Source organism: Allotamlana fucoidanivorans (assembly GCF_045788535.1).
GTDB lineage: Bacteria > Bacteroidota > Bacteroidia > Flavobacteriales > Flavobacteriaceae > Allotamlana > Allotamlana fucoidanivorans.
The window spans coordinates 863,473-889,650 of record NZ_CP074074.1 but is presented as its reverse complement, the minus strand read 5'-3'; the positions used below and the strand labels follow the sequence as shown (position 1 = coordinate 889,650).

The following is a 26,178-nucleotide window of genomic DNA, read 5'->3' as shown; positions in this document are numbered from 1 at the left end:
TTAAAAAGGTGTTTGAATGTTCAATTGTTTACAGAAGTCGGCAATGGTATTGTCTGTATCTGCAATCTCTGTATCTAGGTCTTTTAAGGTCTGTGCGACTGCTTGAATGTCTATTGGTTCTTCCTCTTCAAAAGTGTCTACATAACGTGGGATATTTAGGTTGTAGTCGTTTTCTTTGATTTCGTCCATAGACGCTACGTAACTGAACTTATCAATAGTAGTACGGTTTTGGTAGGTTTCTACAATCTTAGCAATGTGGTTTTCTCTAAGAATGTTTTGTGTTTTTACTTTTTCGTAGTTGTCCTCACCACTGGCATCTATAAATAGGATATCGTCTGGGTTTTCTCTACATTTTTTGAATACCAAAATACAGGTTGGAATACTAGTACCGTAGAAGATGTTTGCCGGTAAGCCGATAACTGCATCTAAATAGTTGCGGTCTTCAATAAGATACTGACGAATGTGTCCTTCTGCTGCACCACGGAATAATACTCCGTGTGGTAATACTATTGCCATAGTACCGTTTTCTGCTAGGTGATGCACCATGTGTTGTACAAAGGCAAAATCTGCTTTGGACTTCGGCGCTAGTTTACCATACTGGCTGAAACGATCGTCTGATGTGAAAAGTGGGTTGGCACTCCACTTAGCTGAGAATGGTGGATTTGCTACTATGGCTTCGAAACGGTGGTCTATGTGTTGCGGTCTTTCTAGGGTGTCTTCTTGTTTGATATCGAACTTACGATAGTGTACATCGTGTAATATCATATTCATACGCGCTAGGTTGTAAGTCGTACGGTTTAGCTCTTGCCCATAAAAGTCGTTGATTTCGTCTACTTCTTTGGCCACACGTAGTAATAACGAACCCGAACCACAGGTTGGGTCGTATACGGATTTTAGTTTGGTTTTGCCTGTAGTTACAATCTTTGCCAAAATGATACTGACCTCTTGAGGGGTATAAAATTCTCCAGCTTTTTTACCTGCACCTGATGCGAATTGACCGATTAGGTATTCGTAAGCATCACCTAGTACATCTATCTCTGCGTTTTCTAATTTGAAATCTATCTTGTCTAAATGTGCTAATACCCTTGCAATAATTTCGTTACGCGCTTCGGGTGTCTTTCCTAACTTGGTACTGTTTAAGTCCATATCTTCAAATAGGTTGTCGAAGTCTTCTTCGGACTCTGTACCCATTGTGCTGTTTTGGATGTTGATTAGGATTTTTTGTAGGTCCTCTATAATGAAGTTGGATAGTCCTTCGGTGTCGCTGTTTCCCTTTTGTGCTATTTGACCGAATAGCTCACTTGGTTTTAAGAAGTACCCTAGTGTTTCTATGGCTTCTTCTTGTATGGCTTCTAGGTATTCTTGTCCTTCTTCTGTAGTTTCGTCTATGGATGTGTATGTGATTCCGTCTGGTTTTAGAATATCATCGGCAAAGATTTCCATTTTTTCTGCTAGGTACTTGTAAAAGATAAATCCTAGTATGTAGTCTCTAAATTCATCGGCATCCATTTTCCCTCTAAGGGTATTGGCGATATTCCAGAGTTGTTGTTCTAATTGTTTTTTTTGATTTTCTGACATGAATTTCGTACAATTGATAAGTATTGCATAAAAATATCAATCTTAACTGAAAACAGGGCGTTTTTGGACTTCAAGTTTTGATAAAAAATGTTAATAAATGAATACAGGAGAACAGCTGTTTTTTAAGCACACTAGGAAGCGTGATTTTTTGGGTAATGCACACGATGTTTACGCTCAACTGTTAGAAACTTTAATGGTGCATTTGGGCGATGATTTATTTCCACTATTAGAGGAAGCCGAATTACTGGGTAAACAGCTTTATATCATTGAACAAGGCATTCAAGATGAATACACGGTTAACGATGTAGGTTTTAAGACGGTTTAACGGCACGTGTGAAACGAAAGTGAAGTTAAGTAGTAGTTGAATGGTTTAAGAGGTGTTTAAGAGGTGTTTAAGTGGTTCCAAAAAATAAATATACCAAAATTGTAAGTGCTTTGAGTAGTTTTACCAAGTGGTTTGAGTTGTAGTTAAGTGTTTTTCATGTTTAAGCATGAGTGGTATTTAAGTGGTTTTAAGTGGTATTCATGTGCATATTGTTGTGTTTTGTTGTGTAGTATATAAGTGGTTTTGTGTGGTGTTTAGGTGATTTATGCGTGGTGAAAAAGGTTTCAATAAAGTTTTATGATTCAATTAGTATCAAAAGAAGGGAAGATAATTTATAAATTGCCAACATCAGAAATGTTTCCCAATTACAGGTCAGTTTTAGTAGAAGCCATAGCTATTGGTGTAGACCTTTCTAAGTTGCATGTTGTAGGCGAGGACATTAATAATGTGAACTGGGAACGTGCCAGCTTTAATGAACTGTCTTTTGAAAACTGCAAGATGGTAAATAACGCGTTTAAAAATTGTACGGCTACTTTAAGATTTGAAAGCTGTGATATTTCGCGTTGTAAAATTAAAAATTCTATTATTTCAGACTTAAATGCCACAAATTGTGAAGCAGCTAATGTTGTTATTCAAAAAACAAAAATAGATTATGGCCAAATTGACCGCTGTAACTTAGCCAATTTAAGAATTGAAAACAGTCATTTAATTAGAGTCAGTTTTTATGTGCCATTTATAAAAGAGGCCATTTTTAGAAATAGTTTGTTTGACCATGTTGCCATTTATGAAGGTAAAAAAGAAAGATGGTGTCAAGATGTGTCATTGATAGATTTGGTGTTTAATGAATGTAGGTTAGATGGGCTCAAAGATTTGTCACAACTGTATCTATGGAATATTAAAAACACAGAAGAAATGTGGTTTGAAAATATGGATTACAGATATAGCATTATATTAAACGCGAATAGCACAATTTTGTATTCATTAGATTTTGATGTGGTTTGGTGGAATTATAGAGAGTATGGATATGCAGAACCCAAACAGGTTCGCCCGCTGCGCATGACCTCTAATGAATTTATTGCTGAAGTGAAAAACGATTACCCAACCACTGAAATTTATCCGCAATGTACAGATGATGACTTAGATGATGAATTAGTTGCAGCCGTTGCATACATAAAAACGATTAAAGAAATTACAGGATATTTTAAAGAATGAAAATTTCACATAGGTTATGTGATTTGTGGTGGGTAGCAAAGTTTTGGGTTTTATTCATGGCTTATGTGGTAACACGTGAAATAATTTAGTACTACTTCAGTGACTTAAAAGGCCATAATTAATTCAAAAAGTTCTACGAGCTCTCAATACAAACTTGCACATATTGTGTTGTGTTTGGTGTTTTATATAATATTATTGAAACTCCTGATTCAATAGGGATTTATTCTTAATTAAAACACACATGTATATTGTGTGATTTAGGTGGTTTTATGTATTTTTGTTTTGTCCGTTAGGTAATGCAGAACACTTTTTAAGATTGCTGTTTCTTGTCCTAGCGGATTTTTTAGTTAAAATAAACATCCAACTTGTAATTTCAGCCTCAGAAATATTCATGAATTAGGAACAACTTTTAAAATTAATTGCTTCGGAGTTTTCGGCAGAAAATTCCTCTTTCTTTACTATATTTGGTCTACTATCCGAAGAATTCTTTGGGTTTTACTGTACCCTAATCTTAACTAAAGCCGTTACTGGACACTATGACCAATTATTCACAACAATATTTCGGAAAAGATTTAAATGACATTACATATGAGGATATTTTAAATTTCTTTAAAGAGGAGAAAGAAGAATCAGATAAAATTGAATTCAAAGCTTTTCATCCTGATTTTGGTGATTTCAGCAAAAATCTAGTAGGTGTAATTAGAGGAATTTGCGCATTTCTAAATTCGAATGGCGGAATATTGATTTGGGGAGCTCCACTAGGACAAAAAGTAGAAGAAAAAGTTGTTTTTCAAGGAGAGCTTTCCCTTGTTACTGAACTTAAAGAAAAAGATTCTCTAATTAGTAAGGTATCGGATTCAATAACTCCTCTACCTATAAATATCAACGTTAATATTATTGAACAAGAGGGTAAATATTTATATGTTTTTGAAACTCAAATCAGCAACTATAGTCCGCACCAATTTAAAAATACATATTGGGCTCGACTTGACGGACAAACAAAACCAGCTCCGCATTATCTAGTCGAAGCATTATTTAAAAAAATATCTTATCCAAATATTGAAGGTTACATCAATCTTGATAGATTTGGGCATCTACCAACAGGAGAAGCATATCTTGATATATCAATTCTAATGATTAATTTTTCAGAACTTCAAAATGAATATAATCTGACTTATAGGCTAATGTGTGGACCAGCAATCTTTGCAGGCAGTCGAAATCCTCAACTTGCAAAATACTACACGATGAAAGGACATATGTATGTTCATAAAGATTTGAATGATATTCTGCATTTTGGTGCACCCGACATAAACACTCAAAGACTTGTATTTAATATGGAGGATTTAGCAGACAACTACAATAATAAAATGACTTTGATTCTCACATTTGGAGGAAAACAATCACCATTAAAAATCTCAGATTACAAGTTAGATTTTAGTGGTCCAATAGCAGCTAATAATCCTGTTGGTTTATTTGAGAGCAAAAGAGAAAACATATTATCAGCTGAAAGGCAAAAAGAACTTGGGACAACAAGAGAAAATCTATTAGAGCATATACTAAAACGATAAAAGCACTGTAACAAAGATGGCCATAATTTATCGTGGTTTTGTGCCACACCAAAATAAAAGTATATATCAAACGGCTGGATTTTTCGGCTAACTAGTCTTAACTAAAGCCGATAGTTATCACACAAAAAAACTTCCACTTGAAATATGCATCAGCACGACTTAAATAGAGTTTATTTTTATTCTGTAGAAGATTTGGCAGGCCTACATCAACTCTCAAAAGGAGAAAAAATTTTGAGAACTGAAATTAAATCAAACTACACTGACATCAATGAGGTTATAGAGCTTTACAGCATAAAGAAATATCTTGACAACGAAATATATTTAAAAAGTTGGACACAAGAAGAAATTGAAGAGTTTAAACAAAAAGCCAAAAAATATGGCCAAAAAGTTGGGAACTATTTTGCAAATATAAATGACAAAAATGTCATCAAAATATACGAGCAGACTTTATTCGATTATATTCAATCATTTTGGGAAATAGTATGTAATCACTCACTTTATAAACAAATTTCAAAATCAAAGTTTAGCAAAATTCTAGAAATTGATCATCATTTAATACATGAGATTTTAACTCATAAAGTTTTAGTAACTCATTACAATATAGAAATCAAAAACTTTTTATTAGATTATCCTGGATCTGCTGAAATTTTGCTCTCAGTTTATGAGACAGAAGTGGAGTTAAAGAGAAACCAAAAGTATATTCCTAAAAGTCTGACCATTTCTGACAAAGAAAGTATAATATCAAAATATTTAGATTCAGTAGATACAAATCTGAACTACATTGGCTTAATTGAAAATGCAAGAAACAGAAATGATTTCAGAATTTCAGATAAAACAAGACTAAAAGCAAAACGATTGCGCAAAAGTGAAACGGAAAAGTTCTTTGCCGACAAAGGAGGAATGAGTTTTGGTGTCTCTGTTGGCTTTTCAGAAAATGTAGATAAAATAAAAGATGTTCATATAGACGAAAATCTTGTGACTCATTATGCTTACAGTTCAGAATTTATAAAGAAAAACAATCACCCTTACCAACTATATCAAAATTTTAAATTGCTCTTTGAATTTATTGATAATCAAAACAGAATAAATCTTGTTAGCAAAAAAAGTCAGTTAGGTTTATTTGAAAAAATTATGGGTGTTCATTCTAAAAATGAATACAAAATCGGTACGGGATTTTCTTTATCAGAAATGACATCTCGTGGCCAAATTTATGGCTACAACAAAATTATTACTGAATTAAACACTTCATTAGAAAATATTTTACATTTTGTTTATACAGAGGTATTTCAAGAACTATACGGATTTGCGGACAATGCTCGTTTTGCCACTCCTAAACCAACAAATACATTTTTTGAAAAAGTAAGATTGTTTGCACCTGAATTTGAGTCAATTTTAAAACAATTTAAACTTTATGTTGAAGATGGAGAGATAGATTTTGAACTTTTACAAATATCATCCTCACCAACCACAATTAAGAGTATTCCAAGTCTTGTCCAAAATAAATACGTCTATTTCAATAATGATAATAAAGAAATGGTTGGATGTTCAAATCTATTTTTTTCTGACCAAACACTTCTTGCTTATGTCGAACCATTTAAGGAAGATAAGTACCATACATTCTTTGACTTACTTGTAAATGCAAAAGTTAATTTCAGCAATTATCAAGAACATCAAAAATTACAGTTAAATTACTTAATTGAAAGAAATTTCATCGTAATTGATGACGACGGCTTTATTCAAGTAACAAATCCAGCACGTCTATTCATATTTAAAGACCTGTACGACAATGAGTTTTCGTCTTTTTATCGTTATCCTATAGAGTTTCAAAGAGAAGCTTTACAAATGCAAAAGGAAAATATTGTTCTCTTTGAGAGTTCATTATTTTCTAAACCAGAGCAGTCATACTTCAATTTTTTTCTAAACAAAAGCGAGTTCACGAATGGATTGGATTTACGAAACCGTTACTTGCACGGAACGCAAGCTAATCCAGAAGAAATCGAAAAACACGAATATGCATATTTCACATATCTGAAATTGGTTGTTTTGACTTTGTTGAAAATAGATGATGATTTACAAATTTCAAATACAATACAAAAGCAGAAAGAAAAGGCGAATTAAGGGAGTAGTTAAACAAACCGTAGCACTAAAATATTACGGTTTTTGTTTCGAAATTAATTAAGAATAACGATATGTTTTCGGCAAAATTTCGGCAAAAGAACAAATAAAAAACCATAAAACACTTTGAGTAAGCATGTTATGGTTTTTACAAGTACACCACATTGACTTATTCTCGAACCAAACGATTAAATTGTTTGAAGATTTGTGGTTAAATGGAAACGGTTGATTATGATTGACATTCGAAACTTTGGCTCCCAAACAAAAGATTCAGCGTATACTGATTTGACCTCTCTTTTTCTCGTCTGGCGATGCCTGGACTTGCAATAAAAATGTAGCCGCTTAAATCTCGCAATTAATTGTCCACTTTTTTATTGCAAGTCCACTATCATTCTACCATAAAACCTTGGATGTATTCATCATTAAAAAGTACTGATTTGGTCAAAACAAAACCATTGTCTGACCATTTTGCATAAACCATTCTTTGTTTAGATGAAAAGACTGTTCTTACCAATACCAAATAGGTATTGTAATCTTTTGGTGTATCATCTTTTAGGTCAATGAATTTCATAATTTTTACGACTAATTAAAGTTAATACTTTTTGGAGAAATTAGTAAATTTAAGCATGTGTTATGATATAAAAGCTTCATTAGAGCCCAGTTAAAAAGAGCTGAAAGAAAAGGAGATTTGGGAGCTGTTGAGGAAATAATGGAAAGATTAGTTCCTTTAACGGATTTACCAATTTACCATGCCTCCGGATTTAGTCATCCTGAATTACTTATTTATACAGATGAATCTCCAGAGTTTCCTATTGTAGCCACCTGGGGCTTAGTTCCACATTGGGTTGAAAATGATGAAGCAGGCAAAAAGCTTTGGAATAATACATTGAATGCCAGAAGTGAAACTTTTTTTGAAAAACCCTCATTTAGAGAGGCTGCAAGACATAGCAGATGTATAATTTATGTTGATGGGTTTTATGAGCATCATCATTTTGAAAAGAAAACATACCCTTATTTTATTTATAGAAAAGATAGTGAACCTTTAGCTTTAACGGGATTATGGACTGAATGGAGAAAAGATAATGGTGGAAGGGAATACACATTTTCTATAGTCACTACCGAAGGCAATCCTATGATGGCTAGAATACACAACAATCCTAAATTAAAAGGTCCAAGAATGCCTTTAATTTTAAATGAGGAGGATGAAGATAAGTGGTTAGTTCAGATAGCCGGAGGATTAGAGTTTGGAGAGGTAAAATCAATAATTAGGCCTTTTCCTGAAGCAGAATTATCATCTCACACTGTTTCCAAATTAAGAGGCAAAGAATATAAAGGAAATGTAGAAGAAATATCTAATGAGGTTATTTACCCGGAACTGAATAATCTTTTCTAATGACTGATTAATGCATAGCATAATGCATACCAGATATTTTTTTGACCGTACTTCACATGCATTACACTACACCTCAAAATACCACACAACACCACACATACCATACTACACAGCTTAAAACTGCAATACCCTACTTAAAACCACAATAAAACACAACAAAAAAAATCAAAGAATAAATCCCATATTACATAAAACCACACAACACCACACACACCATACTACACAGCATAAAACTGCGATACCCTACTTAAAACTACCATGAAACACAACAAAAAATTAAAGAATAAATCCTATATTACATAAAACCACACAACACCACACAACACCATAACTTACAGCTTAAAACTGCAATACCCTACTTAAAACCACAATAAAACACAACAAAAAAAATCAAAGAATAAATCCCATATTACATAAAACCACACAACACCACACACACCATACTACACAGCATAAAACTGCGATACCCTACTTAAAACTACCATGAAACACAACAAAAAATTAAAGAATAAATCCTATATTACATAAAACCACACAACACCACACAACACCATAACTTACAGCTTAAAACTGCGATACCCTACTTAAAACCACACAAAAACACACCACACATGTAAATAGTCCACAGGGGCGCTATATGAAAGCCAAGCGACAAAGCACAGTAGAGCCCGTATTTGGAACCTTAACCCAGTTTATGGGACTTAGGAAAGTCAATACCATTGGCATTAAGCAAGCTAATAAGTGTATGCAGCTCTCGGCCATAGCCTACAACCTTAAAAAGTACTTGAAATTCATAGAAAAACACAGTAAAAGCGGGGCGGCAAGTCTGCAAACTCATTTTTGCATGTATAAAGGCATAATAGGCCTTGTTATTAGCCCCAGAAAGCATCTTGATTTTAGATGGTGAATAACTACCAAAAACAACAAACGCCCTGAAAATAGGCGTTTGTAATTCAAGTTTTTATAAAATTATGGGCTCGTGCAACGGCTACCATTGTTAGGCACAGTTTTTATTCACTTAATTTATTTATCATGTTCTTCGAACGATTAACCAGTCGTTGTTCATTCGACGGATTTAGTTCAACTACTTTTTTATAATTTTCTATAGCTAACTCATTATTATTTTCAGTTTTATAGGCATAGTATTGTCCTAATCCATAGTATCCTCCAAAATAATTTGGATATTCAGATTTGATTAGTTCAAATATTCCTTTTGATTTTTCGGGTTCTTTGTTAAAAAAACCAAAGCCTAAATAAAGTAACTCCTCATTTACAATATCGTATTTACTATTGTCAGATTTTAGTTGGTTAAATTTGGTTGTAAAATTTTCTATTCCGTTATCCTCAATATCTTTTTTTAGTGCCAGTTCAGCAGGCATAGGTGCTTTGTAATCAGAAAAGAGACTAGCTAAAAATAAAGCCTTTCTTTTTAGACCTCCTAAATTTCCGTAATTTGAAAAAATTGCTACTGTAATTTTTTCAGATGGAATTCTTAACGTTGTAGTTAGAAAACCTCTTGAGCTTCCATTGTGAAGCAAATATTTTTTGTCATTTTTTTCGTCTATAAACCAACCAAACCCATAGCCATTTCCATCGGTTTTTCCATTTTCGTCCCAATTAGAAAACGCATCATCGAGTAAATCTTTACTAACAAGAGTTTCATCATACAAAGCCTTATCCCATTTAGCATAATCACTAACAGATGAATAAATTCCTCCATCTCCTTGAACTGCGGTAAATTTAGTTTGGTCTTTCTTTTCAAATTTATTTTTTATCAAATTATAACCATATGCACGATTTTTTATTTTTAAGTCATTTAAGTACACAGTACTATTAGTCATCCCTAACTTTTTAAAAATCTCATCGTCCATAAATTTTTTGTAGGTTTTGCCAGAAACTCTTTCTATAATCATAGCCAAAACAGCATATCCTGAATTACTGTACCTAAATTTAGAGTTTGCAGGAAACGACAAACTATCTTGTTTCATTAAAAGATTAAGCACGTCTTTATCAACAAGCTGTTTTTCCCAATCTTTTGGATATAATCTATTGTAAGACTGTAAACCAGACCTATGAGTCATTAGGTTTTTAATTGTAATTTCCTTTCCATAATCTGGGAATTCTGGTATTATTTCTGTCAGTTTAGAATCATAATTTAATTTCCCTTGACTTATTAAAATCAAAATTCCCATTGCAGTAAACTGTTTTGTTACAGAAGCAATTCTGTAATTAGTTTCGCAATTGGCAAGTATTTTGTTTTCTAAATCTGCATATCCGAAACTTTGGCATTTTTCTATTTTACCATCCTTTATAACAATAAAACTTGCACTCGGTTTTTCTCCTATATAATCTTGAAATAAAAAGTTTATTAAGTCTTGTTTGTCATCTTTCTTTTCTGATAGTTTTACGGAAGACTTACATCCAGAAATAATGATTAATAAGACTAATGCTAAATATGTGTACTTCATTTTTTCAAATTGTGCCTAACGGTCTCGTATAACCGTCAGTTACGGGTTAATATGCGTTAATTTTCGGTTTAGCACAGGCGTTAGCAATTCCGAGTGGATTCGGACGTAGTCGAATCCGCCGTAATTGCGGTTATACATTGTTGGCAACTGGCTTTTTATTTATTTTTTCTAAAACATAATTAATGTGCCATATAAGTCTTTCATAAGAACCATTATCTAATGCTCTTTGGCCTGTTAGCATACTTGTAAAAAAAACAGGTACATTATTTAGTTCAGAGTTATTTTTAATAATTTCAGTTCCTAACTCATTGTCAAATTTAAAATCAAAGCTGCAATTAGTTTTATTTTTCAAATAATCTCTAGCTTTAGTATTTGATACAACTATTATTTTTGGTTTAGATTTTATTATAATTTTTCTTGAAATTTTTAATTGTTCGTTAATGAATTCAATTCCGTTTTTCTGTTTTTTTATTTTTTCTATAAAATGTTGTTTAGTCTCTCGATGGAATAGTAGGTCCATATGAGACCATTTTATCTGTGAATTTGAATTATTATTTATTTTTTTTGTTATGTCAACAAATTTTTTGAAATATACATATGGCTTTCCTTCTATAGTTCTTTTAGCATCTTGGTCTAAATTTATAAAATAACTTCCGTTTTTAGCTTTTTTTGTAAAAGATGGATTGATACCTATAAATAAAATAGAATTTTTAATTATTTTATCGTGTATTCCGTATCCTCTTTCTATAATGTCAATTTCTGAATATTTTGTGTCATTCCAAATATTATCAATTTCATTTTTAAATTCTTTTTCTATGCTTAAAATGTCATTCATTAAACTTATTTGTTTTCTCTAACGATTGTTTTTTCAGCTTGTTGCCAACGGTTTTGTATAAGAATAGTGCGGTTTTGTGTGCGAGGATTTTCCGAAGGAAAATCAGACGTAACAAAAGTGCACGAACTCTTGATTAAACACTAAACTAAGCATTATTTTTATACGGTGTTGTAGCACGTTTTTTTATTCATTAAGCGACTAAATTCAGTCCGCAATTTTTGCATTCAGTTTCATTTATCAAAATTCCGTTTTTACAGGCAGGACATTTGTCAGTCACGATTATAATTTCTTGATTATATTCTTTTTGCAATTCGTTTAGAAATTCAGAGTCTTTTTCCTCTATAAAATTCAAAATCCGTTTTCCAAAAGGTGGAAACCAAGATTGTAATTCAGACCAATAGATTTTGTGTTTGTTTTCATTTTTAGAAAATCCGATTATTTTATATTCAGATTTTCCAGAAACAAAACTATTAAATGTCAATCCTTTAGGTTGCTCAAAAATATTTCTTTCTCTTTCTTTTTTATTCAGATTTTTATATTCAACAAATGAACATTGTTTTTCATTAAGAAAGTTAACGATTTCAGATATCTTTATTTTTGGCTTAAAAAACAATGGATAAAGAAAGTATTTCACAATCAGAAACCAAATTGTCAGAACAATAATGATTGCAATTAATATTAAATATATTGGGTTTTCCATTCAGTTCTCAAAATGCTACAACGGTTTGGCTATGCGCAGTGCGGGATTTGAAAGCCGAAACTTTCAATCTGGCACGAACGGTAGCCAAAGCTGCGTTTTGTGTTTTTAAATTTATCCAACAAAAACGTCAAAGCGTAGCTTTGGCGGAATAGAATCACCGACCTTTCGGTTATCGCATCAACCCGCATTGCGTATAGGTTTTGTTGGCAGTAGTATTTTTTCTATTAAACTTTTCTTCGTTTTTAGTTTAGTCTTATTTAATATGGAATCAGAAAGCAGTTTTATGATTATCAATTCTATTAGTCCAATTGAAGTAGCTATAGCAGATTCATAAAGAGGGAAGTTCTGTTCGATATATGGTTCGTAAACTTCATTGTATAAAAATCCAATAATAACGAAGCTGATAACCCCAACTACAAAAAATTGAAGTACAGTCACTATCCAATTATACCTAGAAGTCGAAACTATAAATATCAAGTAGCCTACTATAAATAGGTACATGAAGGACCAACCTATCACGTCAATCGTAAGCTGGATAATCCCCCAAATCAAAAGGTAGATTATCAAACAAGTTAAAGATTGAAGGATAATTGTTTTCATTTAAGTCAGTCAATTTGGGGTGTTGTAAGTAGTAACCAAAGCCAAAATAAAGCCCAAGCAAGTCCGACAGAGTTAATAATTAGTAGTCCGATACTCTTATTGAATTTCCTTTTAAAAGTTAGCCCTGAACTAATCAGTAACAGGTTAATTGATAATGAAAAAGGCACGAGTAATAGACCATATCCCATTGCTCCACCCGAATTTTTTATTGTTACGAAACTGAATGGTATGAAATAAAGATTCGTCAAAAAAATAAGTATTGATATGGTGAAGTTTGCTTTTTTCAAATCAGTTTTTAAAGTTCAATTTTTGTTGTTTTATATTACTGCCAACGTGTTTGTATATGGTTTGTTGCGTGTTTTAAGCACCTAATTTAGCAAATACAAACCGAATAGAAAATCCGCGAGGATTTTCGTAAGTAGGCTAGAACTAGCAATAAATTATATACGGTGTTACAAAACGTTTTTTGTTTCTATTCTTTTATTCGCAAGGCTTTTCAAAACAATTATTAAATCCATCAGGACAAACTGTTTCAGTACAAGGCTCATCATCTTCCGTACAAGAAGCAAAAGAAACTGCTCCGATTATGTAAAAGCAAGCAATTATTTTTTATAATTCATATGATTTAATATTTAGGACTTTCTTTTTTCATTGTCAAAATAACGTATTCCGCAACTTTGGGATTATCTTTAAAAATGTGTAATGAATTTGACATATTCATATTATTTATAAAAGCCTCTCCTGTTCCTCCAAATGAACCTCGAATAAAATAAATTTCTCCATCTTTTGCGTCAATTTCGATAATATCTTTTTTTAGGTTTTTCTGGTTATATTTATGAACTTCTCCAGCTTTTACTTTATGCAAATAGTAACTATGAGTTTTAATATTAATGAATGAATTCCCATTATATTCAACTTTACAAGCAAGTGCAGAGCCTGTGTAAACATATGGTCTATAAAAATAGACGTGAGCAAACCCTTGTTCAGGTTTTTCTATTTTAATTTCTAATGGGTTTTTAATTATTGATGTATTTGCAAAATGTACATCTGCAAATTTGAATATGTTTTTTTTCTTTTTTCCTTTTTCTCCATTTATAGTATAACTGATTTTTTTATTTTTCAATTCAATAATTTTGCAATGAATTGTGTCGTTATCAACAGTTACTAAATAATCTGAATCGTTTGATTGAGAAAAAGAAATAAAAGTAAATAATGTTAGAGCTATTGTAAAAATTTTCTTCATTGTTTTTAGTTAATTTGTTCGTTAAATGTTTTGTAACGTGTTTGTATATGGAAAGTTGCGGGTTTGCGTGCGAGGAATTTCCGAAGGAAATTCAGACGTAGCAAACGTGCAACGACCTTTGTTTTAGCACAACACTAGCAATTTTTTATATACGGTGTTGTAAACAGTTTTTATTCTGTTGATTTTATTCTATTCCGATTAAAATTCGGTTCAAATTTCCTTTTAACCAATAATTTTCTTTTATAAATTAAAAAGATAAAGTATCCAAAGTAACTGAATATAAAAACTATTCCAATCCAAATATATTTGTCTCGTTTGTACTTGAAATTTAGAAACCTTAATTCCAATAAAAACAAAACTAAAAATACAATTCTAAAGTACAGCATTTATATTATCCTCTATGAACTTTAATTCGCGATACTTTTTTGTTTTGGTCAAAATAGATGGTCAAATGTCCTGTGTCAATTCCGTGTTTTGCCATTCCCAAATAATAACCAAATTCAGAGTCAGATTTTGTTTCCGGAATTCCCAATAATTCAATTATTTCCGTTTTCGATTTTCCTTGCAGTTCGTGATTATTTCGCAAACTATTCATCATATCCCAACGCAATGACCATTCAGCTTCTGATTCCGTCCAGTTTTTCCATTTTTCAGAGTCAAATTGTTCGTGAGTGATATTTCCTTTCAACGCAAATCCGATTAGAATTATCGTTCCAAAAATCAAAAACCCAAATTTTAATGCTTTTTTCAATGTTCGTCTTAAATGTCTAGTCCTGAAATATGGCTACAGGTTAAAAATTGATTTACGCTGTTTTTAAATATACCATATTTGGTGTTTTATAGTCTAAAGATACATGTAATCTAATTTGGTTGTATAGATTGATTGCACTTTTTGTTGCTCTTTTGGCGTGTTGTACGCTATCAAAGGTCTGGTCAAGATAAAACTCGTCTTTTAGGATGCCGTTTACACGTTCAGCAATAGCGTTTTCGTAGCAATGATTTTCTTCTGTCATACTAATTTTGATGTTGTTTCTCTTTAAAATTTGTGTGTATATATTGCTACAATATTGTATGCCTCTATCCGAGTGATGTATTAGGTTTTCTGTGTTTTTAGCTTGATATAATGCTTTTTTAAGAGCTCTGGTACAACCGCTAAGTTCAAGGCTATCACTAAGGTCGTAACCTATGATTTTTCTAGAATACATGTCAGTTATAAGGGCCAAGTAGCAAAATCCTTTTACAGTTCTGATGTATGTAATATCCGATACCCAAACCTGATTAGGTCTATTAACAAGTACATCTTTTATGATGTTTTTATGTTTGTAAAACCTATGAAAAGAATTGGTAGTTCTGTAGCTGGGTTTCTTTCTGGTTATAAGCATATTGTGTTTTCTAAGAATGTTGAAAAGCGTGTCTCTGCCTACTTTAAGGTTTGCTTTATCAAACTCATTTTTTAAAGATATTTTGAGTTTACGTACGCCTTCTCTAGGCAAGGACCTGCGCTTTTGGTTCACAATTTGAATGATCTGTTGTTCAAGTTTTAAACGTTTGTCAGCTCTATATTTATACTTGTAGTACGCATCACGTTTAAGCCCGAAAGCCATACAAATAGTGGTTAAAGACGCAAATCCTTTAGCTTTGTCTTTGGTTTTACTTAGCGCTCTATATTTAGCTTTTTTTTTAGTTCTGCAACAGATTTATAGCCAAGATCTTCGGCAGCAACTTCCAGGTATGAATCTTGAATCATTGCATCTAGATCTTTCTTTAACAACAATTTTTTTAGTTGTTCAATCTCTTTTTGAAGTTCTTTAATGCGTGTTATTTCGTCTTTGGTTTTCACAGTTATTCTAGTGTTCATAAGGTCTTTACGGTTGTACTTTCTTATCCATTCATTAATGGTAGTTGGTGCAATACCGTAGGCTTTCCCTAGTTGATATTTGTTTAGTTTTCCTGTTGTAAGTTCGTCTAAAATTTTCAGTTTAAAAGGTTCTGAATACCGTCTGATTACTTTGTCATTTTTGTACATAATGTTTGAAATTATGTAGCCTTTATTCAGGACGGGTCAAAATTGTTTACAACGTTTATGTATAAGGAAAGTTGCGTGTTTGTGTGCGAGGATTTTCCGAAGGAAAATCAGAAGCTAGCAAACGAGCAACTAACTTTGGTTTAGCTAAAACTAGCAATTTTTTTTATACGGTGTTGGCTACAGTATTTTTATTCCACATTTTTTTTAATTCGGTCAAATATTCGTTTTCAGATGCAAGTTCAGGTTTGAAGTGGACTTGAATAATATTTTCGTCAGTTTTAAATTTTATCATATTCCGCGTGTCTTTAAGTACATATTTATACAAAAAAGGTTTGCGGTTTTCAAAATCCGTTAAGTTGAATTTAAGCACCTTTATTTTGTCAAATTCATACCGTTTACTTTCTAATTCAATTGAATTTTGGTTTATATTCAAGTTGTTTTTGATATGGTGCCAAAAATATCCACCCGAAACAAGTCGAGCAATTCGTCCGACCATGAGTGATAAAGCAATTAGCACACCCAAAAACAAGTAAACAGTTCCGTTTTCCGTATTGTTTTTATTCGTCCAGGAAAAAGTAAGTAGTATTAATGTCAATAAAATTCCTATTCCGTATGAGTAATTGCTCAATCGGTAAACTATAATATTCGTTATGTAGGAATCTGCCTTGATTTTCATATTGTAGCCAACGTTTTTGTATATGAAAAGTAGTGGACTTGAAAGCACTAACTTTTCAGTTATAACTAATGCTTAATTTACAAAACAACTTTCAATGAAATACTTAAACCACTATTTTTTATATACCGTGTTGGCGGTAGTCATATTTTCTATGCTTAAATTTTCACATGAAATCACTGTTGGGGTCTAAGGGTTTCAATAATCTTGGCATCAACCCAATATTTTGTTGTTTCCCAATATGTACTACCATCTTCCCTTTCTTTTTTTTCATGCCTTCCGAAAAGCAAATACTTTCCGTCAGGTGTTAATCTTGCACCATTTTCCTGTAGTTCTGAATTTATCTTATCTCCCATATTAATTGCGGGACCCCATGAACCATCTTGCTGTCGAAAACTAATATAATTATCAGACATTCCATATCCATCCTCTCGCTCGCTACCCCATATTATGAAAGATTCATCTGGAGCTATAAAAGGGTGAGCTGTCCATTTTCCTGTATTAATATGTTTGCCAAGTAGTTTTGGTTCTTCTCGTTTACCATCTATAATCCTCGACATTCGGATTACGTCATTACTTTTATAGTCATCAAAAACAAAAGTACCTTTAGAGGATACCGACATTACCATAATGCCCCAATCTTCCCTTTCAAACATAGGGCCCAGACTTTTAATTTTTGACCAACCGGAATTTGTACGCTCTATATAGTTCCACCTAGAGTATAAGATGTTACTATCACCAGGGTTATGGCCGAAGCTATACTTATTAACCTTATAAGAACTACCCTCATTCCGATAGACAACTACTTTATTTTCAAAGGGGTTGTTTCCTGTGTAGGTAAAATAAAACTCATCCATATCTAGAGTATCGCTATTCCCTAATTTCCAATCTTGAGAAGTACTCTTTTTTGGAACAAAAATTTCGGGGGTTAACCCTGGTGGTTTATACCCAAAATAAAGGCTATCTTCTATTGATGAATTCTTCTTAGTTTCTGACTTCTCTGTTTCGCAAGCATTCAAAAATATTGCAAATACGAGCACTATAATTTTAATTTTATTTCTCAAAGTTAAGTTTGTTTTAATTACCGCCAACGGTCTCGTATAACCGTCAGTTACGGGATTAAAGTTAATGATTTTCGGTTTAGCACAGGCTTTAGCAATTCCAAGTGGATTCGGACGTAGTCGAATCCGCCGTAATTGCGGTTATACATTGTTACCACACGTTTTTATATTATTTTAAAAATTGACGGAAATCTTTTTGAATAGACAATTTCTACTTTTTGATTTTTAATATTATTAGGTATTACCAATTTATTATTTTCAACGGTGTAACTACTCTTTTTGAGTTTAAATTCCTCTTTAGGCAAACCTTGTTTAATTAATCCATTTGGTGTTTTATATTCAAACATTGCGAACTCTTTGGTTTCTCGTCCGTATTTTATCAGGTAAGATTGTTGCTCAAATCCGACAAAGGTCGCAACAGTCTTTTCTGTGTCTTGACCAAGAAAATATTCTTGCATTTTTATATTTAAATTTTCTCCGAGGTAAATTAGTGCAATTACAATTGGGATTATTAAAATGTAAATAAAAATTGAACGACTAAATATCCATTTTAAAGGATTTTTTTTAAATGAAAGTTCCTTTCTATTTTTATCTATTCTTGATACTAAATTATAAATCAATATTGTAAATCCAATCAAGTATAATATTAATGAAGTGGATTCCAAGTTAGCCCAATTTAGTGCTAAATGTCCAAAAAGAGCTTTGACTGTAGTTCCAATTATAATCAGAATTATTGCTATTAGTTTCATTTTCAAATGTGTGGTAACGTAACCGCATATGGCTTGTACGGCGATGAATTGGTAAAAAGTTAAAAGCAAAGCACATAAGCCATAACGTTTGGTTTTGCACTAAATTAAGATTAATCTGGGCGAAAGCAAATGCTTATGGCGTTGCTTGCGGCAAAATAGAATGCATCTACGAAGAAACCTCCCGCCTTATAAGCTATTATGCATTGTTGGCGGTAGTATTTCCTTGACTATCAAAGTATTTATTAATCAATGTTCCTCTTTTCGACTCTTCCGTCTTAATCATCTCCTTAATAAAATTAGTCATTTTCTCAGGTTTCATTTTTATCTGGCTTAATTGTAAATCTAGTCCAGTTGAACCAACCTTTTTTTCTAATCGTTTTGCCCAGCCATATTGAGTATTTTTGCGCTTAAATGATTTATCCACAGTCAACGTAACAAATTTCTGTCCGAATACATCCAGTGGATTAGCATTTTTAATAAGTTCCCAACTTATCAAATCTTGTTTTATTGTCCTATCCCAAATTCCCGTTTCATTAAAAACTATTTGAGGCCTTTTGTCGAACATATGAAAAAAAGCCAAGAAAAAACCAAATCCGAAAAACGGAACACCAATCCATCCCATAATTCTATCTAAGAGACTACTTTCATTTCTTAAAATCAACCAAACTCCAACGGCTACAAGTGGAATAGTCAATCCGAGTAGCTTTATCGCTTTCCAAGGTGATTTATATAGTTTAATTTCAGTCATAGAAAAATAATAAAATCATTGTTGCCATGTAAATTGCAAATGCTATAAAGTCAATAATTGTAATTCTTCTCTCGTCAAACAAGTCCGTTGTTGAACCTTTGCCAGGAGCTACTAATTCTTGTCCTTGAGTTTTTGCACTTATAAATCGTAATATTTGGAAAAGAATCAACAGAGGAACGGTATTTCTTAGTCCTGTTGAAGCATGTCCTTTTACATTTTGTAAATAATCAATGTCTTTTAGTTTGAAATAAATAAACAGCTGTATTAGTCCAAAGGCGAACCAAATAAAATAAACTTTCAGGTTTCTCAAGGATTTGTAATTAAACAGATATAGAAAGAAATGCGTTCCAAAAGCATACGCAAATAAAATATCTCTGTGCAATTTATAGTTAAGAGGATTATTCCTGTAATAAACTGTTAATCCAATAGATAAGACTAAATACAAGAAAATTGTAATCCTATCCCATTTTGTTGTTTTGCCAAAGTAAAATATCTGTTTTTTCATTTATTATTTTAGTCTATTCCATGTGCACGGCGGTCTCTCAATATTACCGCCAACGTTTCGGCTATGAGTAGTTGCGTGGGTTAGCACTTAATTTAGCAAGTACACACCGAACTGAAAATCCGCTAGGATTTTCAGAAGTAGGCGAGAACAAGCAATTACTTATAGCCATTGTGCCTGTTGCACAACGTGATAAATATAAGATAAAATTTCATAAATTGTATTATAATTCTTATGTTTAATAATGCAAGGCAAAAAAGAGTATCAGGAGAAATTATTCAACAATTTTCAGTTAAGTGTTCGTGTACCAGAGCACAATTTCTATCGCCGATTAAAGGGTGTTTTACAATTAGAGTTTCTGTATCAAGAAACCAAAGGATATTATGGTAGCAGTGGTCAAAAGAGCATAGATCCTGTGGTGTTTTTTAAACTTTGTCTGGTGGGGTATCTGGAAAACATCACCAGCGACCGCAAGCTCATCGAGCATTGCAGTATGCGTTTGGATATTCTTTATTTTCTAGGTTATGATATTGATGAAGAATTACCATGGCATTCTACCATCAGTCGTACTCGAGGATTGTTTCCGGAGTCTGTATTTGAAGCGGTATTTGGCAGAGTTTTTGAGCTTTGTGTATCTGCCGGAATGGTCAGTGGGCATACTCAGGCCATTGACAGTGCCCCTGTCAAGGCCAATGCTTCTATGGACAGTTTGGAACTCAAAGTCCCAGAAGCAGATTTGGACAGCCACCTGCGAAAAATCCGCCATATCAGTAAACGTGATAAAGACCAACCGCTACGTCAGGCTAAAGGCAACAAAGCGGATATTGATCAGCAAACTTTATCGGCCAGTGCTAAGGAGTTACAAGCCATAAAAAGCAGAAACAGTAAATGGGCAAAGGAACAGGACCAGCGTCCCGGAGCGGGCAATAAAGGCAGCAGATATACCAGTAACAAAACCCACTACAGCCCAACAGACCCCGATGCCCGCATTAGTGTTAAACCGGGTAAAGCCAGAAAGCTGAATTACCAAAGTCAGCTTACGGTAGATACAGCTCATCATGTGATTAGTGATATTAAGGCTTATCATGCCGATGGAAAAGATAATCAACAATTAGCAGACATCGTGGTTCGCGTACAACGTCGCTTATGCCGATCAGGATTAGTCTGGGAAAACTGTGTGGCCGATACCGGGTATAGCAGTGGAGAGAATTACGCCTTTCTGGAAGGGAGGAATTTAAAGAGTTTTATTCCGGCACATGGGACTTATAAAGGCTGTCCAGACGGGTTTACCTATAATGAAACCCAAGATTATTATGTTTGCTCACAAGGTAAGATCATTCCTTTTAAAAAGGTGTTTTATGAAACAAAGAACCACACCAAGAAGAAAGAATACCGCGCCTCAAAGAAAGTGTGTATCGATTGTCCAATCCGCCGTGAGTGTTTAGGTAAGAGTGCCCAGGAAAAGAAATTCACCGTAACGTATTACCGCGCGGAGTATGAGCGAAACATTGGGCGTGTAAATAGTCCACAGGGGCGCTATATGAAAGCCAAGCGACAAAGCACAGTAGAGCCCGTATTTGGAACCTTAACCCAGTTTATGGGACTTAGGAAAGTCAATACCATTGGCATTAAGCAAGCTAATAAGTGTATGCAGCTCTCGGCCATAGCCTACAACCTTAAAAAGTACTTGAAATTCATAGAAAAACACAGTAAAAGTGGGGCGGCAAGTCTGCAAACTCATTTTTGCATGTATAAAGGCATAATAGGACTTGTTATTAGCCCCAGAAAGCATCTTGATTTTAGATGGTGAAAACTACCAAAAACAACAAACGCCCTGAAAATAGGCGTTTGTAATTCAAGTTTTTATAAAATTATGGGCTCGTGCAACGGCTACCATTGTTGGCAATAGTGTTTTAATATATTTTACTGGGTCAATTAATTTAATAATTTGTTTTTATTTTAATTTCTAAATAAGAATTCAGATGATTATTGACATTGGTTATTGTAAAATTCGATTAATTCCTCTATATTATTTTTATCAAGTCTAATTTGGATTTGTTCTACCATCTCGGGGCAATCCTTGAAATAATCAGTTGCAATTTCTTTAAAATTTCTAGATTCCATCCAGTTTGTACTCGCAATACATGTTGCAATATTTTCTCCATTTCTTTTAACATAAAACCCATACGCTCCACTATTTCTAAGTTGTGGTATATAGCCCGTGTATAAATTGCATCTACCTTCGACATGGACATTCATCATATCGCCTTTATCCTCTGATATCAAAACAAATTCAGTCAAACGTTTAACGTTTCTAGGGGAAAAAACAGTATTTCTTAAATAATATAGATGCCTGTATATTTTGTTATATGGTATTTTTAGTCTTTCACCATCTTTTGTGGTCACTATTGCACATTTTCTATTTGAAGTAGTATTAACCTGCTTTGCTATTAAAACTGTACTATCTTTTAAAAACAATTTATGATCTTTATTGTTTTGAGAATATAATGACATAGTTATTAACAACATTAAAGCGGAGGTAATATTTCGCATTTTATTTTAAATTAAGGATTATCTGAATTTTATAGAATTAGGTTAACATTATTGCCAACGTGTTGGTGTAAGGATAGTTGCGTGTGCAAGCAACTAACTTACTAAAAATGAAACGAACCAGAGGAAAATCCGTAGGATTTTCCGAGTAGGCTAGAATCAAGCAATTATTTTTACACGGTGTTGGCAAACGTTTTTTTTATTATGCTGATTACTTTGTCAAGTTTTTCCTTGTAAATATATACGTCATACACAAAAGTCTTATTGTCAAAAGTTTTAATTGTCAGCGTGTTTTTAAAGTCATAGACAGGTGCAACTAAGCGCAAAATGTCCTGTGTTAAATCAGTTTTCTGAGAATGTTTTCCAGCACAAGTTATGTCTTTAATATTGGATAATTTGATGTCAGTTTTACGTGAGAATAATCCAAAAAGGTGATTGCTTTTAATCCTTAAAATATTGTTATATACCTCCAATTCTTTTGAGTCAATCATTATTATGAAGGCTAATAAAAAAATTCCTATTGCAATGGCATTAATACTTATTTCTTTATTTAGTCCAATAAATATATTTATTACGAAATAGAGGATTATTAATACAAAAATTATGTCCTTTACAAAGCGTATCCACGAAAAAGTACTATAAATTGGTCTTTTTTCAGTCATTTCTCATAATGTTTGCCAACTTGTTTATATGAATGGTTTAGAACTATATAATATACCAAAGAGGGAGGGATAACGATGATTTTTTAACTTAATTATTATACTTATCATTTTGGTTTTATAAATTCTGGTTACAATATAATAACTTTCTTACAATGTATCAAAAGGATTTTTAATATCCATTAAATTAGTTGAAGATACATGTGTAAAATGTATTGCTTCAACACCTATGTCGTTTTCGTTTTCTGGATGTAATAATGTCATTTTTTAACCAATTATTCGTCTCAGATAAATTTCGCTAAATATTGCCTTTTTCACACTTGTTTTTCCATTAGTTTTATTTCATCATTTCGTTTGAGATGAATTTATTAATTATTTTAATATAAAAATTATGAGTTTAAATTCAGATTAAGATTACAGTCAAGAAGAGCTTGACAATCATGCAAATCAATTAAATCCTGAAAATGACGCTTATTGGTCATCAAGGGAGTAGTTAAACAAACCGTAGCATTAAATTGTTACGGTTTGTTTGTTTCGAAAATTAATTAAGAATATCGACATGTTTTCGGCAAAAATTCGGCAAAAAAATGAAATAAAAAACCGTAAAACGCTGTTTTTTAACGAATTACGGTTTTATCAAGTACTCAAGGTGGGAATCGAACCCACACTTCCGAAGAAACTGGATTTTGAATCCAGCGCGTCTACCAATTCCGCCACTTGAGCATTTCGGACAGCAAAAATATATATTTTTTCTAAATTATTCACAAAAATACTAGGCAATATACTTTTTAGGTTAAAATAAATCCATAAATTTGCACCTCGTTTAAAATAAGCTGGTGTTTCGCACTAAAAAACAATACGTTAACTATGCCAATTGTTATTACCGAAGCTAAAATTTTTGCTTGTACCCAAAGTAAAGTTCTTGGTGAAAAAATCGCTAAAGCCTTTGGGGCCGAATTAGGTAATGTTATTACTTCTACATACAGTGATGGAGAATTTCAACCATCCTATGAAGAATCTATTCGCGGTACTCGCATTTTCATTATTGGGTCTACCAATCCAGGACCTGAAAATTTAATGGAAATGTTATTAATGATTGATGCTGCTAAACGAGCTTCAGCAAGACACATTACAGCTGTTTTACCGTATTTTGGGTGGGCAAGACAAGATAGAAAAGATAAGCCACGTGTGCCTATTGCTGCTAAATTAGTGGCTAAAATGATTGAAGCTGCTGGGGCTACGCGAATTATCACCATGGATTTACATGCGGATCAAATTCAAGGCTTTTTTGAAAAACCAGTAGATCATTTGTTTGCATCAACTATTTTCTTACCATATTTAAAACGGTTAAATTTGCCTAATTTAACAATTGCCTCACCAGATATGGGAGGGTCAAAAAGAGCTTACGCTTATTCAAAGGCCTTACAAAGTGATGTCGTAATTTGTTATAAGCAACGTGCTAAAGCCAATGTTATTTCGCATATGGAATTGATTGGTGATGTTACTGGTAAAAATGTAGTGCTTGTTGATGATATGGTTGATACTGCGGGTACTTTAACTAAGGCCGCCGATTTAATGATGGAGCGTGGTGCGCTTAGTGTAAGAGCTATTTGTACACACCCCATTTTATCAGGTAAAGCGTATGATAATTTAAATAACTCAAGATTAGAAGAACTTATAGTTACAGACTCTATTCCTGTAAAGCCATTAAGTGATAAAATTAGAGTATTAAGTTGTGCTGATTTGTTTGCAGAGGTAATGGAAAAAGTACACAACAACAAGTCTATCAGTTCAAAATTTGTGATGTAAATCACTTGAATAAAGAATATTAATTTAATATATATATAAATGAAATCAATTACAATCAACGGATCTCAAAGAGAAAGCGTGGGCAAAAAAGCAACAAAAGCCTTACGTAATGCTGGTCAGGTTCCTTGCGTATTATACGGAGGAGATAAGCCAGTGCATTTCTCTGCACCAGAATTAGCTTTCTCTAAACTTGTATACACGCCTAATGCGCATACAGTTGTAATTAACTTAGAAAGTGGTGAAACATTTAATGCTGTATTACAAGACATTCAATTTCACCCGGTAACAGATAATATTTTACATGTAGATTTCTATCAGTTATTTGAAGATAAAGAAATTGCATTAAATATTCCTGTAAACTTAGTTGGTAACTCTAGAGGGGTTAAAAATGGTGGTGTGTTAAGAAAAAATCACAGAAAATTACGTATTAAGGCACTTCCTGTTAACTTACCAGATTTTATAGAAATAGACATTACACCTCTTAAAATTGGAGGAAAAGTTTATGTAGGTGATTTACCAAATGAAAACTACACCTTCTTGCATTCAGATAATACCGTAGTATGTCAAGTGAGAACATCTAGAAATGCTGTGGCAACTGATGATGATGAAGAAGAATTAGAAGAAGGAGCAGAAGCACCTGTGGCTGAAGCACAAGAATAGATACATTCTTAAGTAAAATATGAAGCATCCTAAAATATTTTGGGATGCTTTTTTATTTTTACAAAAACAAATGTAAATGGGGTCATTTTTTATGAGGTTTTTTGCTTCAAACTGTCATGAACAAGGAATAAAAGTTATGAAAAAGTTTTTAATTGTAGGTTTAGGAAATATGGGGGCTAAATATGAAAATACGCGCCATAATATCGGGTTTAAAGTGTTAGACTATTTTGCATCTCAAGAAGGGTTGTCATTTGAAACCCAAAAGTTGGGTGATGTTACAACCTATACTTTAAAAGGAAGAACATTTATTTTCTTAAAACCTAATACTTATATGAATTTAAGCGGAAAATCCGTTCAGTATTGGTTAGCCAAAGAAAAGATACCATTAGAAAATCTTTTAGTTATTACAGACGATTTAAATTTGCCCTTTGGCAGTATACGATTAAAAACTAAAGGAAGTGATGGCGGACATAACGGACTTAAAGATATTCAGGATAAATTGAATACCACAAAGTATAACCGTTTTAGGTTTGGTATTAGTGATGCTTTTAGCAAAGGCAGGCAAGTGGATTATGTTTTAGGAGAATGGACCGAAGAAGAATCGGAAACCTTAAAAGAACGATTAGGAACCTCGATTGAATTAATTAAGTCATTTGTTTTAGCAGGTGTAAATAATACCATGAATGCATTCAATGGTAAGTAAT

At 32.8% G+C, this 26,178-nt stretch carries 26 protein-coding genes and 1 tRNA gene; 10 read left to right on the top strand and 17 right to left on the bottom strand.

Going from position 1 to position 26,178, the window contains the following annotated elements; all coding sequences use genetic code 11:
- Positions 1–1,578, bottom strand: coding sequence for a type I restriction-modification system subunit M (locus KFZ70_RS04210; protein ID WP_139698792.1), 1,578 nt, complete (start codon positions 1,576–1,578; stop codon positions 1–3).
- Positions 1,579–1,675: 97 nt separating this feature from the next.
- Here KFZ70_RS04210 and KFZ70_RS04205 point away from each other — a divergent pair, with 97 nt between their 5' ends.
- From KFZ70_RS04205 to KFZ70_RS04190, 4 genes are all read left to right on the top strand, one after another.
- Positions 1,676–1,903 carry a hypothetical protein gene (locus KFZ70_RS04205; protein WP_139698793.1) on the top strand — a complete coding sequence of 76 codons (228 nt, stop codon included), beginning with the start codon at positions 1,676–1,678 and terminating at the stop codon, positions 1,901–1,903.
- A gap of 297 nt (positions 1,904–2,200) precedes the next feature.
- A complete protein-coding gene (locus KFZ70_RS04200) occupies positions 2,201–3,115 on the top strand; it encodes a pentapeptide repeat-containing protein (protein ID WP_139698794.1) in 915 nt (304 codons plus the stop codon).
- A 536-nt stretch (positions 3,116–3,651) separates the two neighbouring features.
- Positions 3,652–4,683 (top strand): ATP-binding protein, encoded by a 1,032-nt coding sequence (locus KFZ70_RS04195; RefSeq protein WP_139698795.1) that lies wholly within the window; start codon positions 3,652–3,654, stop codon positions 4,681–4,683.
- A 144-nt stretch (positions 4,684–4,827) separates the two neighbouring features.
- On the top strand, positions 4,828–6,801 hold the full coding sequence (locus tag KFZ70_RS04190) for a hypothetical protein (RefSeq protein ID WP_139698796.1): 1,974 nt from the start codon (positions 4,828–4,830) through the stop codon (positions 6,799–6,801).
- Positions 6,802–7,186: 385 nt separating this feature from the next.
- Here the strand turns inward: KFZ70_RS04190 and KFZ70_RS04185 are convergent, their stop codons facing one another.
- Positions 7,187–7,369 carry a hypothetical protein gene (locus KFZ70_RS04185; RefSeq protein WP_139698797.1) on the bottom strand — a complete coding sequence of 61 codons (183 nt, stop codon included), beginning with the start codon at positions 7,367–7,369 and terminating at the stop codon, positions 7,187–7,189.
- 138 nt (positions 7,370–7,507) lie between these two features.
- Here KFZ70_RS04185 and KFZ70_RS04180 point away from each other — a divergent pair, with 138 nt between their 5' ends.
- Both KFZ70_RS04180 and KFZ70_RS04175 read left to right on the top strand, forming a co-directional pair.
- Entirely contained in the window at positions 7,508–8,191 is a 684-nt protein-coding gene (locus KFZ70_RS04180; RefSeq protein WP_233244107.1) for an SOS response-associated peptidase, read from the top strand.
- Positions 8,192–8,828: 637 nt separating this feature from the next.
- Complete coding sequence (locus KFZ70_RS04175; RefSeq protein ID WP_407515957.1) at positions 8,829–9,098, top strand: transposase; 270 nt, start codon at positions 8,829–8,831, stop codon at positions 9,096–9,098.
- A 103-nt stretch (positions 9,099–9,201) separates the two neighbouring features.
- Here KFZ70_RS04175 and KFZ70_RS04170 read toward each other — a convergent pair whose 3' ends face one another.
- The 12 genes from KFZ70_RS04170 to KFZ70_RS04115 form a co-directional block, all read right to left on the bottom strand.
- Complete coding sequence (locus tag KFZ70_RS04170) at positions 9,202–10,659, bottom strand: serine hydrolase (RefSeq protein ID WP_139698857.1); 1,458 nt, start codon at positions 10,657–10,659, stop codon at positions 9,202–9,204.
- Between the two features lie 130 nt (positions 10,660–10,789).
- The gene (locus KFZ70_RS04165) at positions 10,790–11,494 is read right to left on the bottom strand and encodes a hypothetical protein (protein ID WP_139698856.1); all 705 of its coding nucleotides are present in this window, start codon (positions 11,492–11,494) and stop codon (positions 10,790–10,792) included.
- Positions 11,495–11,684: 190 nt separating this feature from the next.
- Positions 11,685–12,194, bottom strand: a complete 510-nt coding sequence (locus KFZ70_RS04160) for a hypothetical protein (RefSeq protein WP_139698855.1) — start codon at positions 12,192–12,194, stop codon at positions 11,685–11,687.
- A gap of 1,225 nt (positions 12,195–13,419) precedes the next feature.
- A complete protein-coding gene (locus tag KFZ70_RS04155) occupies positions 13,420–14,037 on the bottom strand; it encodes a DUF2846 domain-containing protein (RefSeq protein ID WP_139698854.1) in 618 nt (205 codons plus the stop codon).
- 391 nt (positions 14,038–14,428) lie between these two features.
- Positions 14,429–14,788 (bottom strand): hypothetical protein, encoded by a 360-nt coding sequence (locus KFZ70_RS04150; protein ID WP_139698853.1) that lies wholly within the window; start codon positions 14,786–14,788, stop codon positions 14,429–14,431.
- A gap of 52 nt (positions 14,789–14,840) precedes the next feature.
- On the bottom strand, positions 14,841–15,641 hold the full coding sequence (locus KFZ70_RS04145) for an IS3 family transposase (protein WP_407515954.1): 801 nt from the start codon (positions 15,639–15,641) through the stop codon (positions 14,841–14,843).
- A 50-nt stretch (positions 15,642–15,691) separates the two neighbouring features.
- On the bottom strand, positions 15,692–16,063 hold the full coding sequence (locus KFZ70_RS04140) for a transposase (protein ID WP_099570149.1): 372 nt from the start codon (positions 16,061–16,063) through the stop codon (positions 15,692–15,694).
- A 163-nt stretch (positions 16,064–16,226) separates the two neighbouring features.
- Positions 16,227–16,739 carry a hypothetical protein gene (locus KFZ70_RS04135; protein ID WP_158293243.1) on the bottom strand — a complete coding sequence of 171 codons (513 nt, stop codon included), beginning with the start codon at positions 16,737–16,739 and terminating at the stop codon, positions 16,227–16,229.
- A 173-nt stretch (positions 16,740–16,912) separates the two neighbouring features.
- On the bottom strand, positions 16,913–17,800 hold the full coding sequence (locus KFZ70_RS04130; protein ID WP_139698876.1) for a hypothetical protein: 888 nt from the start codon (positions 17,798–17,800) through the stop codon (positions 16,913–16,915).
- A gap of 161 nt (positions 17,801–17,961) precedes the next feature.
- Positions 17,962–18,546, bottom strand: a complete 585-nt coding sequence (locus KFZ70_RS04125; protein ID WP_139698877.1) for a hypothetical protein — start codon at positions 18,544–18,546, stop codon at positions 17,962–17,964.
- 196 nt (positions 18,547–18,742) lie between these two features.
- Positions 18,743–19,294, bottom strand: a complete 552-nt coding sequence (locus KFZ70_RS04120) for an STM3941 family protein (protein ID WP_139698878.1) — start codon at positions 19,292–19,294, stop codon at positions 18,743–18,745.
- Positions 19,287–19,799, bottom strand: coding sequence for a hypothetical protein (locus KFZ70_RS04115; RefSeq protein WP_139698879.1), 513 nt, complete (start codon positions 19,797–19,799; stop codon positions 19,287–19,289). Before KFZ70_RS04115 ends, KFZ70_RS04120 begins: the two co-directional genes overlap by 8 nt.
- Positions 19,800–20,040: 241 nt before the next feature.
- Here KFZ70_RS04115 and KFZ70_RS04110 point away from each other — a divergent pair, with 241 nt between their 5' ends.
- Positions 20,041–21,606 (top strand): IS1182 family transposase, encoded by a 1,566-nt coding sequence (locus KFZ70_RS04110; RefSeq protein ID WP_407515950.1) that lies wholly within the window; start codon positions 20,041–20,043, stop codon positions 21,604–21,606.
- A 176-nt stretch (positions 21,607–21,782) separates the two neighbouring features.
- Here the strand turns inward: KFZ70_RS04110 and KFZ70_RS04105 are convergent, their stop codons facing one another.
- The 3 genes from KFZ70_RS04105 to KFZ70_RS04095 all read right to left on the bottom strand — a co-directional run bounded on the left by KFZ70_RS04105 (position 21,783) and on the right by KFZ70_RS04095 (position 23,728).
- Positions 21,783–22,310: a hypothetical protein gene (locus KFZ70_RS04105; RefSeq protein ID WP_139698920.1), complete on the bottom strand. Its 528-nt coding sequence runs from the start codon at positions 22,308–22,310 to the stop codon at positions 21,783–21,785.
- Positions 22,311–22,519: 209 nt separating this feature from the next.
- Complete coding sequence (locus KFZ70_RS04100) at positions 22,520–23,008, bottom strand: hypothetical protein (RefSeq protein ID WP_139698921.1); 489 nt, start codon at positions 23,006–23,008, stop codon at positions 22,520–22,522.
- A gap of 638 nt (positions 23,009–23,646) precedes the next feature.
- Positions 23,647–23,728, bottom strand: a tRNA-Leu gene (locus KFZ70_RS04095).
- 144 nt (positions 23,729–23,872) lie between these two features.
- Here KFZ70_RS04095 and KFZ70_RS04090 point away from each other — a divergent pair.
- From KFZ70_RS04090 to pth, 3 genes are all read left to right on the top strand, one after another.
- Positions 23,873–24,814 (top strand): ribose-phosphate pyrophosphokinase, encoded by a 942-nt coding sequence (locus KFZ70_RS04090; RefSeq protein WP_139696870.1) that lies wholly within the window; start codon positions 23,873–23,875, stop codon positions 24,812–24,814.
- Between the two features lie 39 nt (positions 24,815–24,853).
- On the top strand, positions 24,854–25,474 hold the full coding sequence (locus KFZ70_RS04085; RefSeq protein WP_139696872.1) for a 50S ribosomal protein L25/general stress protein Ctc: 621 nt from the start codon (positions 24,854–24,856) through the stop codon (positions 25,472–25,474).
- A 136-nt stretch (positions 25,475–25,610) separates the two neighbouring features.
- Positions 25,611–26,177: an aminoacyl-tRNA hydrolase gene (gene pth / locus KFZ70_RS04080; RefSeq protein WP_139696874.1), complete on the top strand. Its 567-nt coding sequence runs from the start codon at positions 25,611–25,613 to the stop codon at positions 26,175–26,177.
- The last annotated feature ends 1 nt before the right edge of the window (position 26,178 follow it).

Excerpts from the sequence above, each read along its gene's own strand:
- KFZ70_RS04210 (WP_139698792.1), bottom strand. The coding sequence starts at position 1,578 with ATGTCAGAAAATCAAAAAAAACAATTAGAACAACAACTCTGGAATATC.
- KFZ70_RS04200 (WP_139698794.1), top strand. The coding sequence starts at position 2,201 with ATGATTCAATTAGTATCAAAAGAAGGGAAGATAATTTATAAATTGCCA.
- KFZ70_RS04135 (WP_158293243.1), bottom strand. The coding sequence starts at position 16,739 with ATGAAAATCAAGGCAGATTCCTACATAACGAATATTATAGTTTACCGA.
- KFZ70_RS04125 (WP_139698877.1), bottom strand. The coding sequence starts at position 18,546 with ATGAAACTAATAGCAATAATTCTGATTATAATTGGAACTACAGTCAAA.
- KFZ70_RS04140 (WP_099570149.1), bottom strand. The coding sequence starts at position 16,063 with ATGTACAAAAATGACAAAGTAATCAGACGGTATTCAGAACCTTTTAAA.
- KFZ70_RS04180 (WP_233244107.1), top strand. The coding sequence starts at position 7,508 with ATGGAAAGATTAGTTCCTTTAACGGATTTACCAATTTACCATGCCTCC.
- KFZ70_RS04185 (WP_139698797.1), bottom strand. The coding sequence starts at position 7,369 with ATGAAATTCATTGACCTAAAAGATGATACACCAAAAGATTACAATACC.
- KFZ70_RS04170 (WP_139698857.1), bottom strand. The coding sequence starts at position 10,659 with ATGAAGTACACATATTTAGCATTAGTCTTATTAATCATTATTTCTGGA.
- KFZ70_RS04205 (WP_139698793.1), top strand. The coding sequence starts at position 1,676 with ATGAATACAGGAGAACAGCTGTTTTTTAAGCACACTAGGAAGCGTGAT.
- KFZ70_RS04105 (WP_139698920.1), bottom strand. The coding sequence starts at position 22,310 with ATGTCATTATATTCTCAAAACAATAAAGATCATAAATTGTTTTTAAAA.
- KFZ70_RS04145 (WP_407515954.1), bottom strand. The coding sequence starts at position 15,641 with ATGGCTTTCGGGCTTAAACGTGATGCGTACTACAAGTATAAATATAGA.
- KFZ70_RS04090 (WP_139696870.1), top strand. The coding sequence starts at position 23,873 with ATGCCAATTGTTATTACCGAAGCTAAAATTTTTGCTTGTACCCAAAGT.
- KFZ70_RS04190 (WP_139698796.1), top strand. The coding sequence starts at position 4,828 with ATGCATCAGCACGACTTAAATAGAGTTTATTTTTATTCTGTAGAAGAT.
- KFZ70_RS04085 (WP_139696872.1), top strand. The coding sequence starts at position 24,854 with ATGAAATCAATTACAATCAACGGATCTCAAAGAGAAAGCGTGGGCAAA.
- KFZ70_RS04195 (WP_139698795.1), top strand. The coding sequence starts at position 3,652 with ATGACCAATTATTCACAACAATATTTCGGAAAAGATTTAAATGACATT.
- KFZ70_RS04100 (WP_139698921.1), bottom strand. The coding sequence starts at position 23,008 with ATGACTGAAAAAAGACCAATTTATAGTACTTTTTCGTGGATACGCTTT.
- KFZ70_RS04120 (WP_139698878.1), bottom strand. The coding sequence starts at position 19,294 with ATGACTGAAATTAAACTATATAAATCACCTTGGAAAGCGATAAAGCTA.
- KFZ70_RS04115 (WP_139698879.1), bottom strand. The coding sequence starts at position 19,799 with ATGAAAAAACAGATATTTTACTTTGGCAAAACAACAAAATGGGATAGG.
- KFZ70_RS04160 (WP_139698855.1), bottom strand. The coding sequence starts at position 12,194 with ATGGAAAACCCAATATATTTAATATTAATTGCAATCATTATTGTTCTG.
- KFZ70_RS04175 (WP_407515957.1), top strand. The coding sequence starts at position 8,829 with ATGAAAGCCAAGCGACAAAGCACAGTAGAGCCCGTATTTGGAACCTTA.
- pth (WP_139696874.1), top strand. The coding sequence starts at position 25,611 with ATGAAAAAGTTTTTAATTGTAGGTTTAGGAAATATGGGGGCTAAATAT.
- KFZ70_RS04165 (WP_139698856.1), bottom strand. The coding sequence starts at position 11,494 with ATGAATGACATTTTAAGCATAGAAAAAGAATTTAAAAATGAAATTGAT.
- KFZ70_RS04110 (WP_407515950.1), top strand. The coding sequence starts at position 20,041 with ATGCAAGGCAAAAAAGAGTATCAGGAGAAATTATTCAACAATTTTCAG.
- KFZ70_RS04155 (WP_139698854.1), bottom strand. The coding sequence starts at position 14,037 with ATGAAGAAAATTTTTACAATAGCTCTAACATTATTTACTTTTATTTCT.